Origin of the sequence: Streptomyces sp. NPDC001568 (genome assembly GCF_042893755.1) — a bacterium.
GTDB lineage: Bacteria > Actinomycetota > Actinomycetes > Streptomycetales > Streptomycetaceae > Streptomyces.
On the sequence record NZ_JBIAVF010000017.1, the window covers coordinates 17,933 to 35,159 of the forward strand.

Consider the following 17,227-nt stretch of genomic DNA (forward strand, 5'->3'; position numbering starts at 1 on the left):
GCCGCGACCCGGCCCAGACCCCATATCGCGGCGGCCTCGGGAGCACGCACCGGCTCATCGCCGTCCGTGCCGACCGCGCCACTGGTGAGGGCCCACAGCGGCGCGGTCACCCCGGCGTCGCCCAGCGCCTGTACGAGCGCCAGGCTGTCGCCCGCCGCACCCCACTCGCCGACGGCGGCGCCGCCCGGGAGGGCGAGGGCGGACAGCACTCCCGAAGGGGCCGCGGCGTTCCCGGACACCGCGCGCAGCCGGTCGGCGAGCGCGGCCCGACCGGTGCCGGGCGCCACGGTCAGGAGTTCCGCCTGAGCCCCACAGGTGTCGAGCATCGCGGCCAGCGGCGCCAGCGTGCCCTCGTCCTGTCCGACGACCAGCCAGGTGCCGGTCAGGGTGGTGGGCGTGACGGGTTCCGGTACGGGCTTCCACGCGACCCGGTAGCGCCAGTCGGCAAGCGTCCGCCGCTCCTGATGACCCTGCCGCCACGCCGTCAGAGCCGGAAGCACGGCAGCGGACGGCGTGTCTTCGCCCAACCCCAGCGCTTCCAGATCGTTGCGCTCGACCGCTGCCCAGAACTCCTCCGTCACAGAGTCGACGGACGGTCCTGACACGGAAGAGGCCGACGCCTCCAGCCAATACCGGCGACGCTGGAAGGCATACGTCGGCAACTCCACAGACTGCCCCGCACCGGAAACCCACCGGTCCCACTCCACGCCAACCCCATGCACGTGCAGGCGGGCCAAGCCCATCAGCAGGCTGGTGGCCTGATCACGATCACGCCGCATGAAACTCGCGACCGCCTCACCCCCACGCTCCTCCATCACAGCGGACAGAGCAGGCTGCGGACCGACCTCCGCCCAGACCCGAACCCCCAACTCGCGTGCCTTCTCGACTGCTTCGGCGAACCGGACGGGCTGACGCACATGCCCCACCCAATAGGCAGGGCTACCGAAGTCGGTGCCGGCCAGATCCCCGGACACCGTCGAGACAATCGGAATCTCAGGCGCCGCGAACTCCACATCGGCGATCGCAGCGGCAAAATCCTCCAACATCGGAGCCATCAAAGGCGTATGGAAGGCATGCCCAACCGGCAGCCACCGAGTCCGCAACCCCTCGGCCTCCAGCTCCGCGACCACACCCCGTACCGCATCCCCCTCACCGGCCAACACGACCGACTCCGACGCGTTCACCGCAGCCACCCACACCCCGGGGACCGCACGGACTCGTTCCCGCATCACCTCGCCCGGAGCGGCGACCGAGACCATCACGCCACCGGCGTCCATCCCCTGCATCAACCGGCCACGCACACAAGCCAACCGAGCCGCATCACTCAAACTCAACACACCCGCGGCGACCGCCGCGCCGATCTCACCGACCGAATGCCCCACCAACACATCTGCCCGAACACCACACTCCACCAGGACACGCCACAGCCCCACCTCCAACGCAAGCAGCCCCACCTGCGCAAACACCGTCTCATCGATCAGGTCACCACGACCACCCTCACCGAAGAGCACCGGACGCAACGGCCCCGGCAACAACCCATCCGCCACGGCGCAGACTTCGTCCACCGCGCCGGCGAACGATTCGAACCGCTCGTACAACCGGGCACCCATCCCCGCGAACTGCGAGCCCTGCCCCGTGAACAACACCGCCGTCTTCCCCACCAACGGCGAACCCGTCACCAGCGCATCAATCGAAGCGCCCCCGGCCAAAGCCTCGAGCCCCTCAACCAGATCAGCCACATCGGCACCCACCACCACCGCACGGTCCTCCAACACCGCACGGTTGCTCAACGCCGCAGCCACACCGGCAACGTCGACATCTCCGTGGTCCCGGACGAACTCGGCCAACCCGGCCGCCTGACCCCGCAGACCCGCATCACCCCGACCCGACACCACCCACGGCACCGGACCCGACGGCTCCGCCGATGAGGGTGCAGCCACAGCCACCCCAGGCACCTCCATCGCGGGCGGCTCCTCAAGAACCACATGCGCGTTCGTGCCACTCACACCGAACGAGGACACCCCCGCCCGCCGCACCCGCCCCTCCCCGGACCACAGGACCGGCTCGGTCAGCAGACGCACCTCACCCGCCGACCAATCCACGTGCGGTGACGGCTCGTCCACGTGCAGCGTCTCGGGCAGGTGCCCGTGCCGCATCGCCATCACCATCTTGATCACACCAGCCACACCCGCCGCCGCCTGCGTATGACCAATGTTCGACTTCACCGAACCCAGCCACAGAGGACGACCCTCCGACCGGTCCTGCCCATACGTCGCCAGCAACGCCTGCGCCTCGATCGGATCACCCAGCGTCGTACCCGTGCCGTGCGCCTCCACCACATCCACATCACCGGCGGACAGACCCGCGTTCGCCAGCGCCTGCCGGATCACCCGCTGCTGCGACGGACCGTTCGGCGCCGTCAGACCATTCGACGCACCATCCTGATTCACCGCGGAGCCCCGCAGCACCGCCAACACCCGATGGCCGTTCGCCAGCGCGTCCGACAACCGCTCCAGCAGCACCAGACCGACACCCTCACCCCAGCCCGTACCATCCGCACCCGCCGCGAACGCCTTGCACCGGCCATCGGGGGACAGACCGCGCTGCCGGCTGAACTCCACGAACGTCCGCGGCGTCGACATCACGGAGACACCACCGGCCAGCGCCATGGAGCACTCGCCGGAACGCAATGCCTGCGCCGCGAGGTGCATCGCGACCAGCGACGACGAACACGCCGTGTCCACCGTCACCGCCGGACCCTCAAGGCCGAACACGTAGGACACCCGGCCCGACGCCACACTCGCCGCGTTCCCGGTCAGGTGGTGACCCTCCGCCGCCTCCGGGACCAGGGGGGACCGGTGTGCGTAGTCCTGACCGTTCGTGCCGACGAACACGCCGACCCGGCTGCCGGCCAGACCGTGCGGATCGAGGCCCGCGCGCTCGAACAGCTGCCACGACGTCTCCAGCAGCAGCCGCTGCTGCGGGTCCATGCTCAGCGCCTCACGTGGGCTGATGCCGAACAGCTCGGCGTCGAACTCACCCGCGTCGGGGAGGAATCCGCCCTCGCGGACGTAGGACGTGCCGCTGCGCTCGGGGTCCGGGTCGTACAGCGCGTCCAGGTCCCACCCCCGGTCCGTCGGGAAGTCCGAGATCGCGTCGCCGCCGGCGGCGACCAGGTCCCACAAGTCCTCGGGCGACTCGACACCGCCGGGGAAGCGGCAGCTCATGGCCACGATCGCCAGCGGCTCACGCCCGCGCCCCTCGGCCTCACGCAACTGCCGTCGCGTCTGGCGCAGTTCCGCTGTGGTGCGCTTGAGGTAGTCAAGGAGCTTCGCGTCCTCGGTCACCGTGCACTACCTTCCTGCGGCCCGGAGGGTGCCTCCGAGTCGTCGAATTCCTGATCGAGAATCGCGAACATCTCGTCCGCGGTGGCGGCCTCGATGTCGCTGTCGTCGCCGGTTTCCGGCTCCGGTTGCCGGTCTCGCTCCGGTTGCCGGTCTTGGTGCGCCGCGCTGTCGGTCAGCACGGCCACCAGCCCTTGGAGCCGGGTGATCAATCTGTCGCGGACCGCTTCGTCCGTCTCCAGGGACGACAGGGTGGTGTGCAGTTCGGCCACGCGTGCGAACACCGGATCCGTGATGACCGAGCCGAGCAGTTCGGTGCGCAGGTGCGCGGCAAGGGCCCGCGGAGTGGGGAAGTCGAAGACCAGCGACGGCGACAGCCTGCGCTCGATGGCGGCGGCCAGCCGGTTCCTCAGTTGCACCGCGGTCAGCGAGTCGAAGCCGAGTTCCTTGAACGCGCGGTCCGGGTCGACGCGTTCGGCGTCGGCATGCGTGAGAACGTCGGCCACCGTACGCCGGACCAGGGTGAGGACGGTTTCCTCCCGCTCCCGCTCCGGCGAACGGGCCAGTCGCTGGGCGAACGGCTCGGATTCCGGGGTCTCTCCGGGGGCCGTTCGCCGCGCGGCGGCGTTCTGCTCCCACAGCACGGGAGGCAGGTCCGCGCCCGCCCGGCGGGTCGTGTCGACGCCTGCCACCGTGAAGGGCAGGTCGGAGGCGAGGGCGGCGTCGAACAGTGCGAGGCCCTCCGCGCTGGACATCTCGGCGGCCCCCTCGCGGAGAATGCGGTGTACGTGGTCATCACCCAAGTGCCGTGTCATGTCGCTGCGTTCCGCCCACAGGCCCCAGGCGATCGAGGTGGCGGGAAGGCCCTCGGCACGGCGCCGATGGGCCAGCCCGTCGAGGAACGCGTTCGCGGCGGCGTAGTTGCCCTGGCCGGCGGAGCCGAGCGTGGACGCCGCCGAGGAGAACAGCACGAAGGTCCGCAGCGCGGACTGGTCGCGGGTCAGCTCGTGCAGGTGCCAGGCGGCGTCGACCTTGGGGCGGAATACGCCGGTGATCCTGTCGCCGGTCAACGAGGTGACCATCCCGTCGTCGAGCACTCCGGCGGTGTGGATCACCGCGGTGAGCGGATGCCGAGCGGGCACCGTGCCGAGCACCGCGGCCAGTGCGTCCCGGTCACCGACGTCGCAGCTCTCCACGGTCACGTCCGCCCCGGCCCCGGTCAGTTCGGCGACCAGCTCGGTCATGCCGGGGGCGGTGGCGCCCCGGCGGCCGACGAGCAGCAGCCGGCGGACCCCGTGCTCACGGACCAGATGGCGCGCCACGAGGCCACCGAGGGTGCCGGTGGCGCCGGTGACGAGCACGGTTCCGCAGTGGTCCGGCAGCGGGGCCGCGTCGGTCCCGCGGCGCGGTACGGGTCGCAGCCGGGGTACGAAGAGCGCACCGAGCCGAAGTGCCGCCTGCGGCTGACCGGTGGCGAGCACGGCGGGCAGTGCGCGCAGCGACTCGTCCCGGTCGTCCATGTCCACCAGGACCAGTCGGCCCGGGTGCTCGGCCTGCACCGATCGGGCCAGGCCCCAGACGGCGGCTCCGGCGAGGTCCGCCACGTCACCGCCGTCGGTGGCCACCGCGGACCGGGTCACCAGCACCAGGCGGCCGTTCGCGAAGCGTTCGTCCGCCAGCCATGCCCGGACGGTCGGTAGGAGGCCGGCCACCGCCGCGTGTGCCTGGCCGGGCGCGGGCGCACCGACCGGTCCGGCGGGTCCGATCGGGACGAGTACGGTGTCCGCGCCGGTCGCCTCGGCCGGCTCCGCGTACGGGCGGACGTCGACGCCCTGGCGCCTCAGCCCGTCGAAGAGCTGGTCCCCTGCCCCGCCCAGCACGGCGTAGCGACCGGGTACGGACGGCTGGGACGGCGCGTTGAGCGCTTCCCAGACCAGGCGGTGCAGGGGTCGGAGCGTCCCCCGTCGCCAGGCACGCGCCTGTGCGGTGGTCGGAGGCCGCAGAGTCAGCTCGCCGACGTCGGCCACCGGCGCGCCGTCGGTGGCCGTCAGGCGCAGCGAAAGCGTGTCGGGCCCGGTCGAGGTCACTCGTGCACGGAGGTCTCCGGTGAAACCGGGAACCGCCGTGACATCGCGCCAGCGGGTGGCCAGCCGTGGTTCGGGGCCGGCTTCCATCGTCAACGCGGCGACGGCTTGCAGCAGCGCGTGTGTGAACCGCTCGGCGGCGAACTCCTCGCCCGCCGCTGTCCGCCCTTCGGCCAGCACCCCGTCACCGGTCCGCCAGAGCCGACCCAGTCGGGCGAGGACGTGCTCGGTGTCGTGTCCCCCCTCGGTGAGGGCCCGGCGTACGGTGTCTTCGGCGATCGGCTGTGCGTCGGCCGGGGGCCAGGGCGTGAGCGCGGGTGCCGGTTCGGCCGCCGGGTGAACGGCGAGCAGTCCGGTGGCGTGGCGGCGCCAGTCGGCCTCGGTGTCGTCGGCCGGGCGGGAGTAGAGGTCCACCTGTCGGTTTCCGTCGTCGTCCGGCCCGCCGACGATGAGCTGGACCTGGACCGCCTCGTCCGCCGGGAACGCCGGCGGTTCGGCGATCGTGAGGTCTATGAGCCGTGGGCAGCGCACACTCCGACCGGCGTGCAGGACCATCTCCACGATGACGGCGGACGGTACGACCACGGATCCGGACGTCGTGTACTGCCGCATCCACCCGTGGGTGTGCGGGGCGAGCCGGCCGACGAACAGCCGGGCGTCGTCCCCGGGCAGGACGGCCACCGCGCTCAGCAGGGGATGGTCCGTCGGTGTCAGACCGGCCGGGGCGACATCGGCCGCCGGGGCGGGCGCGTCCAACCAGTAGCGCCGCCGCTGGAAGGCGTAGGTGGGCAGCGTCACCGGCTGTGCGGGGGGCAGCAGTCGCCGCCACGTGACCGGCAGCCCGGCAGCCCAGGCGGCGCCCAGGCTGGTCATCAGCTGCGCCGTCTCCGGCCGGTCACGGCGCAGCGTGTACAACACCTGCCCGTCGGTGACCGTTCCCTGCAGTGCCAACGACAGCACCGGATGCGGACCGATCTCCACGTACGACCGGGATCCAGATTCCTCCAGGTGCCGCACCACATCGGCGAACAGCACCGGCTCACGCAGGTTCCGGTACCAGTAGTCGGCATCCAGTTCCCCGGCGGCGACGGGCTCGCCGGTGACGGTGGACCACATGGTCACCTTGCCTTCGCGCGGCGTCAACCCGGCCAGTCCGGTGCGCAGTTCCTCGCCGATCTGCTCGACCTGCGCGTGGTGTGAGGCGTAGTCGACCTCGATGCGGCGCGCTCGCACCCCCTGCTCGTCCAGGTGGGCGCACAGCGCGGCGATCTCCGCGGGCGGACCGCTCACCACGGTCTGCCCGGGGGCGTTGACCGCCGCCACGGTGACGCCCGGCGGCAGGTGGGGCTCCGCCTTCTCCGGGTCGAGTGCGATCGACGCCATCGCGCCCTGACCGGCCAGCTGCCGCAGCGCGCGCGACCGGAGCGCGACGACCCGGGCGCCGTCCTCCACGCTCAGGTGGCCGGCGACCACCGCGGCGGCGATCTCACCCTGGGAATGCCCCACGACGACATCGGGCTCGACCCCGGCCGAACGCCAGACCTCGGCCAGCGACACCATGACCGCCCACAGCACGGGCTGGACCACATCCACCCGGACCGGCCACGTCTCGTCCGACCCCGTCAGGACCTCACGCAACGACCAGTCGACGAAGGGCGCCAACGCCCGCTCGCACTCTGCCATCCGCTCCGCGAACACCGGCCACGATCCCAACAGCTCACGGCCCATGCCCAGCCACTGTCCGCCCTGACCGGGGAAGACGAACACGGCGCCGGAGTCCGTCCGTGAGGGCGTCGGCTGCTCGCCGGCGGCCAGCTCTTCGAGGCCCGCCAGCAAGTCCTCGGCATCCGTGCCCACCACGACGGCCCGCTGCTCCAGCGCGGCCCGTCGGGCCAATCCCGCCGCGACGCCCCCGATCCATTCCGGGTCGGCCGGGCCCACGGCCCGCTTGGCCCGCACGTGCTCGGCCAGCCGTGCCGCTTGGCCGCGTACGCCCGCCGCGTCGCGGCCCGACACCAGCCACGGCACCGGGCCTGACAGGTCCACCGCGGGATCGGGCGCGACCGCAGGCGCCTCCTCCAGGATCAGGTGGGCGTTGGTGCCGCTCACGCCGAACGAGGACACGCCCGCGCGCCGCGCCCGCCCGTCGGTCTGCCACGGAACCGACTCCGTGAGCAGCCGCACGTCACCGGCCGCCCAGTCCACGTGCGGTGACGGCTCGTCCACGTGCAACGTCGCAGGCAGACGCCCGTGACGCATCGCCATCACCATCTTGATCACACCGGCCACACCCGCAGCCGCCTGCGTATGACCGATGTTCGACTTGACGGATCCGAGCCACAGGGGGCGGCCCTCCGGTCGGTCCTGCCCGTACGTCGCCAGTAGTGCCTGCGCCTCGATCGGGTCACCCAGCGTGGTACCGGTGCCGTGCGCCTCGACCACATCCACATCACCGGTACCGAGTCCGGCGTTGGACAACGCCTGCCGGATGACCCGCTGCTGCGACGGACCGTTCGGCGCCGTCAACCCGTTCGACGCACCGTCCTGGTTCACCGCCGAACCCCGCACGACGGCAAGCACCCGGTGACCGTTCGCCACCGCGTCCGACAACCGCTCCAGCAGCACCAGGCCCACGCCTTCGGCGGGACCGAATCCGTCCGCCGCGGCCGCGAACGCCTTGCACCGCCCGTCGGCCGACAGGCCCCGCTGCCTACTGAACTCCACGAAGGTCTGCGGCGTCGACATCACGGACACCCCGCCGGCCAGCGCCATGGAGCATTCGCCGGAACGCAGCGCCTGCGCCGCCAGGTGCATCGCCACCAACGATGACGAGCAGGCGGTGTCGACCGTCACCGCCGGGCCCTCGAAGCCGAAGGTGTACGCCACCCGGCCGGAGGCCACGCTGCCCGCGCTGCCGTTGCCGAGATGGCCCTCGAATTCCGATGGCTCCGCGCTCAGTCGCGCCCCGTAGTCGTGGTACATCAGCCCGGCGAACACGCCCGTGCGGCTTCCCCTGAGCTCCGCCGGGTCCACCCCGGCGTTCTCCAACGTCTCCCACGCCACTTCCAGCAACAACCTCTGTTGCGGGTCCGTCGCCAGTGCCTCGCGCGGACTGATCCCGAAGAAGTCGGCGTCGAACTCGGCGGCGTCGTGCAGGAATCCGCCCTCGCGCACGTAGCTGTGGCCGGGGCGTTCCGCGTCGGCGTCGTAGAGCCGGTCGAAGTCCCATCCACGGTCGGCGGGGAAGGGCCCCACTCCGTCGACGCCGTCGGCCACCATGCGCCAGAGGTCGTCGGGGGAACTCACGCCGCCCGGGAAGCGGCAGCCGATCCCGACGAGGGCGATCGGCTCGACGGCCGCGGTCTCGGCCGGGGGCGACGCGCCGGCTGCGTGCTGCCCGTCGGCCGGGCCCAGCAGCTCGTGCAGCAGGCGGGCGACGGCGGCCGGGGTGGGGTGGTCGAACAGCAGCGTCACCGGCAGCCGCAGTCCGGTGGCCGCGGCGAGACGGTTGCGCAGTTCGACGGAGGTGAGGGAGTCGAACCCGGCGTCCATGAACGACTGGTCGGTGTCGACGTGTGCCGGCGAGGCATGGCCGAGAACGACCGCGGTGTGGCCGCGGACCAGGTCGAGCAGCAGGGTGGTGCGCTCGGTGCCGGAGAGTACCTCCAGCCTCCCCCGGAGGTCGGTGCCCGACGGTTTCGTCGTGCCCGGCGGGGCGGTCGCGGCGGTGCGCCGGGAAGGCGCGGCGGCCAGGCCGCGCAGCATGCCGGTCGCGGGCGTCAGGGCCGGGTCGATCTTCACCGGTAGGACGTGGGCGTCCTCACCGGCGAGTGCGGCGTCCAGCAGGAGAAGCGCTTCCTCCGTGGGTAGCGGACGCAGTCCGGCTCGGCGCAGCCGGGCCAGGTCGGCGCGGCCGAGGTGCCCGGTCATCCCGCTGGCCTGCGCCCACGGGCCCCAGCCCAGGGAGAGGGCGGGCAGGCCTTCGGCGCGGCGATGCTGCGCGAGGGCGTCGAGGTAGGCGTTGGCCGCCGCGTAGTTGGCTTGTCCCGGTCCGCCGAGTGTGGCCATCACCGAGGAGAACAGGACGAAGGCGGTGAGGTCGAGGTGTCGGGTCAGGTCGTGCAGGTGCCAGGCGGCGTCCACCTTCGGGCGGAGGACCGCGTGGACACGGTCCTGGTCGAGCGAGGGGAGCGTGGCGTCGGCGAGTACCCCGGCGGCGTGGAACACCGCGGTCAGCGGGTGCTCGGCCGGGATGTCGGCGAGCAGCGCGCTGAGCGCGTCGCGGTCGGCGGTGTCGCAGGCGACGAGACTCACCTCGGTGCCCAGAGCGGCGAGTTCGGCGCGCAGGCTCTCGGCCTCCGGCGCGTCGGGACCCTGGCGGCCGGTCAGCAGGAGCCGGTCCACGCCGTGCCGGGTGACGAGGCGCTGGGCGAGCAACCGACCGAGGGTGCCGGTACCGCCGGTGATCAGTACGGTGCCGCCCGGTGCGGGGCGGATGGGCGTCCCGCCTTCGGTGCCGGTCCGGCGTACGAGTCGGGGCGTACGTATCTCGCCCGCGCGAAGGGCCAGTTGGGTCTCTCCGGTGGCGAGCGCGGTGGCGAGGGCGTCGGAGATCGGGGCGGAGTCGGAGTCGGTGTCGGAGTCGGTGTCGGTGTCGGTGTCCAGCAACAGGAATCGACCGGGAAACTCCGACTGCGCCGAGCGGAGCAGGCCCCAGACCGCAGCCGTCGCCGGGTCGACGGGGCCGTCGGCGGGGCCCGTGCGGACCGCGGAGCGGGTGATCACCGCAAGGGGAACGTCCGCGAACCGCTCGTCGGCCAGCCACTCCTGGAGGAAGCCGAGGGTCTCGGTGACCAGGGCGTGTGTCGCGGCTGGTTGCGCCGGGCCCCCTGCCGGTCCGTCGCCGGTCCACCTCGGGTAGTAGGAGACCAGCGACGGAACCGGCGCGCCGCCGTCCACCGCACGGGCCGACTCGGCCGGCCCGGGGTGGGTATCGGCGCCCCGGGGGTGGGCGCCGAGCGGCGACGGGTCGACGACCGCGCCGTCGCGGGTCGGCCGGGGAAGGTCCGGCGCCGCGAGGGTGGTCCAGTCGACCAGGTACAGGTCGTGCGGGGCGGCCGGGGCGGCGAGTTGCCCGCCGTCGACCGGACGCAGCGTCAGCGCGTCCACGTCGATCACCGGCCCGCCGAGGGGGTCGGTCGCGGTCAGGCCGGTCCCGCCGTCGGGTCGGCGCCGCAGATGCACCCGCAGCGCGGTCGCGGAACTCGCCCGCAGCCGTACCCCGGTCCATGAGAAGGGAAGCGAGACACGGTCGTCGTCCCACACCAGCGGGTGCAGGGCGGCGTCGAGCAGGGCGGGGTGCAGTCCGTACGCGGCGGCGTCGGGGGTGAGCGCGCCGTCCAGCTCGACGTCGCAGAACAGGTCGTCGCCCGATCGCCAGAGCCGGCGCAGCCCGCGGAACGCGGGTCCGTAGCCGAAGCCCAGTTCGGCGAGGTGCGCGTAGGCGTCGTCCACGGCCACCGGCTGGGCCCCGGCCGGTGGCCATGGCCCCACCGGCTGCGGATGTGGCTCGTCGGCGGCCGGCGCGAGGGTGCCGCGGGCGTGGCAGGTCCACTCGGACTGCTCGCCGCTGCCGGCGGTGTGGATGGCGATCGTCCGCCGGCCGTCCGCGTCCGGGGCGCCGACGACCACTTGGGAGCGGACGGTTCCGACGGCGGGCAGCACGAGGGGGGCCTGGAGCACCAGTTCCTCGATGTCCGGGCAACCCGTCCGGTCGCCGGCCTGGACGGCCAGTTCGACGAAGGCCGTGGCGGGCAGCAGGACGGTGCCGAGCACGGTGTGGTCGGCCAGCCACGGCAGGGTCCGGAGCGACAGGGTGCCGGTCAGTACGGCGCCGCTCGTGTCGGCCAGCGGTACGGCGGCGGGGAGCAGCGGGTGCGCGGTGGTGTCCAGGCCGGCCGCTGACACGTCCGGCCCGACGCCCTGGGGTGTCAGCCAGTGGCGCTGTCGCCGGAAGGGGTAGGTGGGCAGCTCGACGGGGTGCGCGGGGGTGCTCTCGCCCGGTGCGGTCCAGCGGACGTGCGTACCGGTCACGTGCAGGCTCGCGAGGGAGGTCAGGAAGTTCGCGAGGCCGCCGTCGTCGCGGTGCAGGGTGCCGGTGACGTTCGCGGTCGTGCCGGCGTCGCCGTGGTGTTCGAAGGTGTTCTGGAGGGCGAGGGTGAGCACCGGGTGCGGGCTGATCTCGACGAAGTTCCGGTGTCCGGCGGCGAGCAGTTCGCCGGTGGCGTCGGCGAAGCGGACGGTCCGGCGGAGGTTGCGGAACCAGTAGTCGGCGTCCAGTGTCCGGGTGTCGGTGATCTCGCCGCCGGTGACGGTGGAGTGGAAGGGGATGTCTCCGCGCCGCGGCTCGATCCCGGCCAGCGCTGCGGCCAGCCGTTCCCGGACGGGTTCCACCTGCGCGGAGTGCGAGGCGTAGTCGACGGCGATGCGGCGTGCGGACACCTGCCGTTCGGCGCAGGCGGTGAGCAGTTCGGTCAGCGCCTGCGAGTCTCCGGCGACGACGACGGACCTGGGTCCGTTGACGGCCGCCACCTCCAGGCGGTCGCCCCAGCGGCGGATCAGCTCGGTGACCTCGGGCAGCGGAAGCGGTAGGGACACCATGCCGCCGCGCCCGGCGAGCACCGCGAGGGCTTGGCTGCGCTTGCACACGATCCGGGCGGCGTCGTCCAACGACAGCGCGCCCGCGAGGTGCGCGGCGGCGATCTCGCCCTGGGAATGCCCGACGACCGCGTCGGGCCGTACGCCGAACGACTCCCAGCTGCGGGCCAGGGAGACCATCACCGCGAACAGCACCGGCTGGACGACATCGACCCGGTCGAGGGTGGGCGCGTCCGGCTCGCCGCGCAGCACGGCCAACGGCGAGAAGTCCAGGTACGGCTGGAGCGCTTCGGCGCAGTGGGTCACGTGCTCACGGAAGACAGGTGACTCCTCCATCAGCCGCAGACCCATCCCGGCCCACTGGGAGCCCTGGCCGGGGAAGACGAAGACGGTCCTGCGGTCGGCGGCGGCGGTGCCCTGGATCAGGTGGCGAGCGGTCGTGCCGTCGGCCAGCGCACGCAGGCCGGTCAGGAACGCGTCCCGGTCGCCGCCGACCACCACGGCCCGGTGGGTGAGACCGGCCCGTCCGGCGCCGAGGGTGTGCGCCACGCCGGTGGGAGGGGCGTCGGGGTGATCGCGCAGCCAGTCGTGCAGCAGTTCGGCCTGGTCGCGCAGCGCGCGCGGGTCACGTGCCGACAGCGGCCACGGGACGGCCGCCGGGACGGGGCCGGAGTCCTCGGGCTCGGACTCCGGCTCCGGCGGCGCCTCTTCCAGGATGACGTGTGCGTTGGTGCCGCTGATTCCGAACGACGACACCCCGGCACGGCGTGGCCGGTCCACCTGCGGCCAGGGGGTGGGCTCCGGGAGCAGCGCGGCGGTGCCCGCGTCCCAGTCGACGTGCGAGGACGGGCGGTCCATGTGCAGGGTGCGCGGCAGCATGCCGTGCCGCATCGCCATGACCATCTTGATCACACCGGCGACCCCGGCGGCGGCCTGGGTGTGCCCGATGTTCGACTTGACCGAACCGAGCAGTACCGGCCGGCCGGCCGGGCGGTCCTGGCCGTAGGTGGCGAGGACGGCCTGCGCTTCGATCGGATCGCCCAGTGTCGTGCCGGTGCCGTGTGCCTCGACCGCGTCCACGTCGGCCGCCGCGAGTCCGGCCGTGTCCAACGCCTGCCTGATGACGCGACGCTGGGCACCTCCGTTGGGTGCGGTCAGGCCGTTGCTGGCACCGTCCTGGTTCACCGCGGACCCGCGCAGAACGGCCAGCACCCGGTGCCCCTGGCGCGTCGCGTCGGACAGCCGCTCCAGCAGGAGGACGCCCACGCCCTCGCTCCAGGCGGTGCCGTCGGCGGCCTCGGCGAAGGGCTTGCAGCGCCCGTCCGGCGCCAGTCCGCGCTGCCTGCTGAACTCGGCGAACATGCCGGGCGTCGCCATCACGGTCACCCCGCCGGCCAGTGCCATGGAGCACTCGCCGCTCAGCAACGCCCGGCGCGCCAGGTGCAGTGCCACGAGCGAGGAGGAACACGCCGTGTCGACGGTGAGCGCCGGTCCTTCCAGGCCGAGGGTGTACGCCACTCGGCCGGACGCCACGCTGGAGGTGCTGCCGGTCAGCACGTAGCCCTCGTAGCCGGCGGGCGCGTCGGCCAGACGCGATCCGTAGTCCTGCGAGGTCGCGCCGAGGAACACACCGGTGTTGCTGCCGTGCAGCCCGGTGGGGTCGATCCCGGCGCGCTCCAGCGCCTCCCACGAGGTCTCCAGCAGCAACCGCTGCTGCGGGTCCATGGCGTCGGCCTCGCGCGGGCTGATGCCGAAGAAGGCCGCGTCGAACCGGGCCGCGTCGTGCAGGAAGCCGCCGTGCCGGACGTAGCTGCGCGCGCCGCTCTCCGGGTCCGGGTCGAACAGTTCGTCGAGCCGCCAGCCGCGGTCCTCGGGGAACTCCGTGATGGCGTCGGTGCCTTCGACCAGCAGCCGCCACAGGTCCTCGGGGGACCGGACGTCGCCGGGGAAGCGGCAGCCGATGCCGACGATCACGACCGGCTCGTCGTCGGGGGCCGGGCCGGGGGCGGCCTGCGTCGCGGGCGCCGTCGGCAGGAGTTCGCTCCACAGGTGGCGGGCCAGCCGGGCCGGGGTCGGGTGCTCGAACAGGACGGTTGCGGGCAGGTGCAGGCCGGTGGCGGCGTTCACCCGCTGCCGCAGCTCGACCGCCATCATCGAGTCGAGGCCGAGCTCCCGGAACGACCGGTCCGCGTCGATGCCCTCCGCGCCACCGTGCTCCAGCACCAGCGCCGTCCGGTCCCGGACCAGGTCGAGCATCATCCGGTCGCGGTCCACCTCGCGGAGCCCCGCGAGCCGGTCCACCAGGGACGGTCGACCGGCTGCCGTGGTGGACGGCTCCTCGCCCTCGTCGGCCCCGGGGGCCGGGATCCGCGGGGAGGACGGTTGCGGGGCGACGGGCGCCGACGGCGTGCCGGAGGGCGCTTCCCACCAGTGGCGCTCCCGCTGGAAGGCGTAGGTGGGCAACGGCACGCGCCGGCCGTCCGGGTCGGCGAGGACAGCCGACCAGTCCACGGGCGCGCCGTGGGTGTGGGCCTCGGCCAGGCTGGTCAGGAACCGCCGCCGGCCGCCGTCACCGCGACGCAGCGAGCCCGCGGTGGCAGCGGGCATCCCGGCAGCGGCGGCCGTGTCGGCCACTGCGGCGAGCAGGGCCGGGTGCGGGCCGCACTCCACGAACTGCCGGTGCCCGTCGGCCAGCAGCAGCCGGACGGTCTCCTCGAACCGGACCGTCCGCCGCAGGTTCCGGAACCAGTAGTCGGCGTCCAGGCCGGCCGTGTCCATCACCTCACCGGTGACCGTCGAATAGAACGGGATCTCCCCCGAACGCGCGGACACGCCGGCCAGCGACCGGACGAGGTCCTCGCCGATCTCCTCCGTCCGCGCCGAGTGGGAGGCGTAGTCGACCGGCAGACGGTGCGCCTGGAACCCCTCCGCGGCCACCTGCTCCACGAAGCCGTCCACCGCGTCGGGCTCGCCGGAGACCACCGTCGACACCGGCCCGTTCACGGCCGCGACCGACAGAGCACCGCCGGCGCCCCCGATCCGCCGCGCGACCTCGTCCGCGGGCATCGACACCACGGCCATGGCGCCCCGGCCCGACAGGTTCCGCAGCGCCCGGCTCCGCAGTGCGACCACGCGCGCCGCGTCCTCCAGGGACAGCGCCCCCGCCACATGGGCGGCGGCGATCTCGCCCTGGCTGTGACCCACCACGGCCGCCGGACGCACGCCCAGCGAAGCCCACAGCCGCGCCAGCGACGTCATCACCGCGAACAGAGCCGGCTGCACCACGTCGACCCGGTCCAGCGACGGGGCACCGGGCTCCCCCCGCAGGACCGACAGCAGCGACCACCCGACGTACGGCTCCAACGCGTGGGCGCACGCCCGCAGATGCTCCGCGAAGACCGGGAACTCCTCGTACAGCTCCAGCCCCATGCCGGCCCACTGGGAGCCCTGACCGGGAAAGACGAACACGACGTCACCCCGGACGGCCTGCCCCGTCACCACGTCCGGGCAGGACCGGGCACCGGCCAGCGCGGCGAGCGCGCTCACCCGCGCCGAACGGTCGTCACCGATCACCACGGCACGGTGCTCGAACAGCGTGCGGTGTTCGAGCAGGGTGTGGCCGATGTCGGCGGGCCTCAGGTCCGGTTCGGACTCGACGCGGGCCAGCAGTCGGTCCGCCTGGTCACGCAGCGCGGCTGCGGAGCGGCCCGAGAGCACCCACGGCACCGTGCCCGGTGGGTTGCCGTCCCCCGCGCCGTCGCGGTCACCGCCGCCGGTCCCGCCGCCGGTCCCCTCCGGTGCCGGGGCGGCGGCCAGAACGACGTGGCAGTTGGTGCCCCCCATGCCGAAGGAACTCACACCGGCGACGGCCGGGCCCGTGCTGTCGGGCCAGGGGGTGGTCTCGCGGACGACGTCCAGCCGCAGCTCGTCCAGAGGGATGTCCGGGTTGGCCCGGGCGAAGTTCAGGCTGGGCGGGATCCGGCGATGGGCCAGCGACAGGACCGTCTTGACCAGACCGGCGATGCCCGCGGCGCCCTCCAGGTGGCCGATGTTCGTCTTCACCGATCCGACCAGGAGCGGCCGGTCGACCGTCCGGCCGGCGGAGAGCGCGGCGCCCAGCGCGCCCGCCTCGACGGGGTCGCCGACGCGCGTACCGGTGCCGTGCAGTTCCACGTACCCCACGTGCTCCGGGGTCACTCCGGCGCGCCGGTACGCCGCCCGCAGCACCTCCGTCTGCGCCCGCACGGCGGGACTGGTCAGACTCGCGCCGCCTCCGTCGTTGTTGACCGCGCTGCCCCGGATCACGCAGTGGACGACGTCGCCGTCGGCCCGTGCCCGGTCCAGGGGCTTGAGCACGACCATCGCCCCGCCCTCGCCGCGCACGAATCCGTCGGCGCGCTCGTCGAAGGTGTGGCTGCGGCCCGTGGGCGAGAGCGCGCCGAACCGGGCGGCGGCCACGGCACTCTCGGGAACGAGATTGAGGTGCACGCCACCGACGAGCGCGATCTCCGACTCTCCCCGGCGCAGGCTCTCCGCCGCCAGGTGCACGGCGACCAGGGACGAGGACTGTCCGGTGTCGACGGTGAGGCTCGGCCCGTTGAGGCCCAGGTGGTAGGAGATCCGGTTGGCGATGAGACTGCGGTGCAGGCCGGTGATGCTGTGCGCGCCGATCGTCGACATGCCCTGGCGGTGCAGCAGGCGGGCGTAGTCGTCCGCGATCGCGCCGACGAACACACCTGCCGGCCGGCCGCGCAGCGTCTCCGGGACGATGCCGGCATCCTCGAGGGCTTCCCAGCACAGTTCCAGCGTCAGCCGCTGCTGCGGATCCATGGTGCGCGCCTCGCGCGGCGATATGTCGAAGAACGCCGCGTCGAACCGGTCCACCTCGTCCAGGAAGGCGCCCCAGCGGGCCGCCTGCTCGGGCGGCTCCTCCTGCCATCGGCCCGCCGGCACTTGGCCGACGGCGCTGCGTCCCTCGGTCAGCAGACGCCAGAACTCCTCTGGCGTGCCGGCCCCGGGGAGCCGGCAGGACACCCCGACCACGGCGATCGGCTCGCTGCCGTTACCGCCGCCTGTGTCGGTCGCCGATTCCGGCATGGCCGACTTCACCTCCTGGTCATGAGCGAACGAACGGGGACGGAC

General features: G+C 73.2%; 2 protein-coding genes (1 of these 2 only partly in view). Both read right to left on the minus strand.

The genetic code is table 11. The features are described 5' to 3' along the window. Window positions 1-3,347: the start of a type I polyketide synthase gene (locus tag ACFY0I_RS28340; RefSeq protein ID WP_388901131.1), read on the minus strand. 12,409 nt of this gene lie to the left of the window's left edge; only the first 3,347 of its 15,756 coding nucleotides appear in the window; the start codon lies at window positions 3,345-3,347; the stop codon falls past the left edge of the window. Then, window positions 3,344-17,182 (minus strand): type I polyketide synthase, encoded by a 13,839-nt coding sequence (locus ACFY0I_RS28345; RefSeq protein ID WP_388901133.1) that lies wholly within the window; start codon window positions 17,180-17,182, stop codon window positions 3,344-3,346. Before ACFY0I_RS28345 ends, ACFY0I_RS28340 begins: the two co-directional genes overlap by 4 nt. Between the last annotated feature and the right edge of the window lie 45 nt (window positions 17,183-17,227).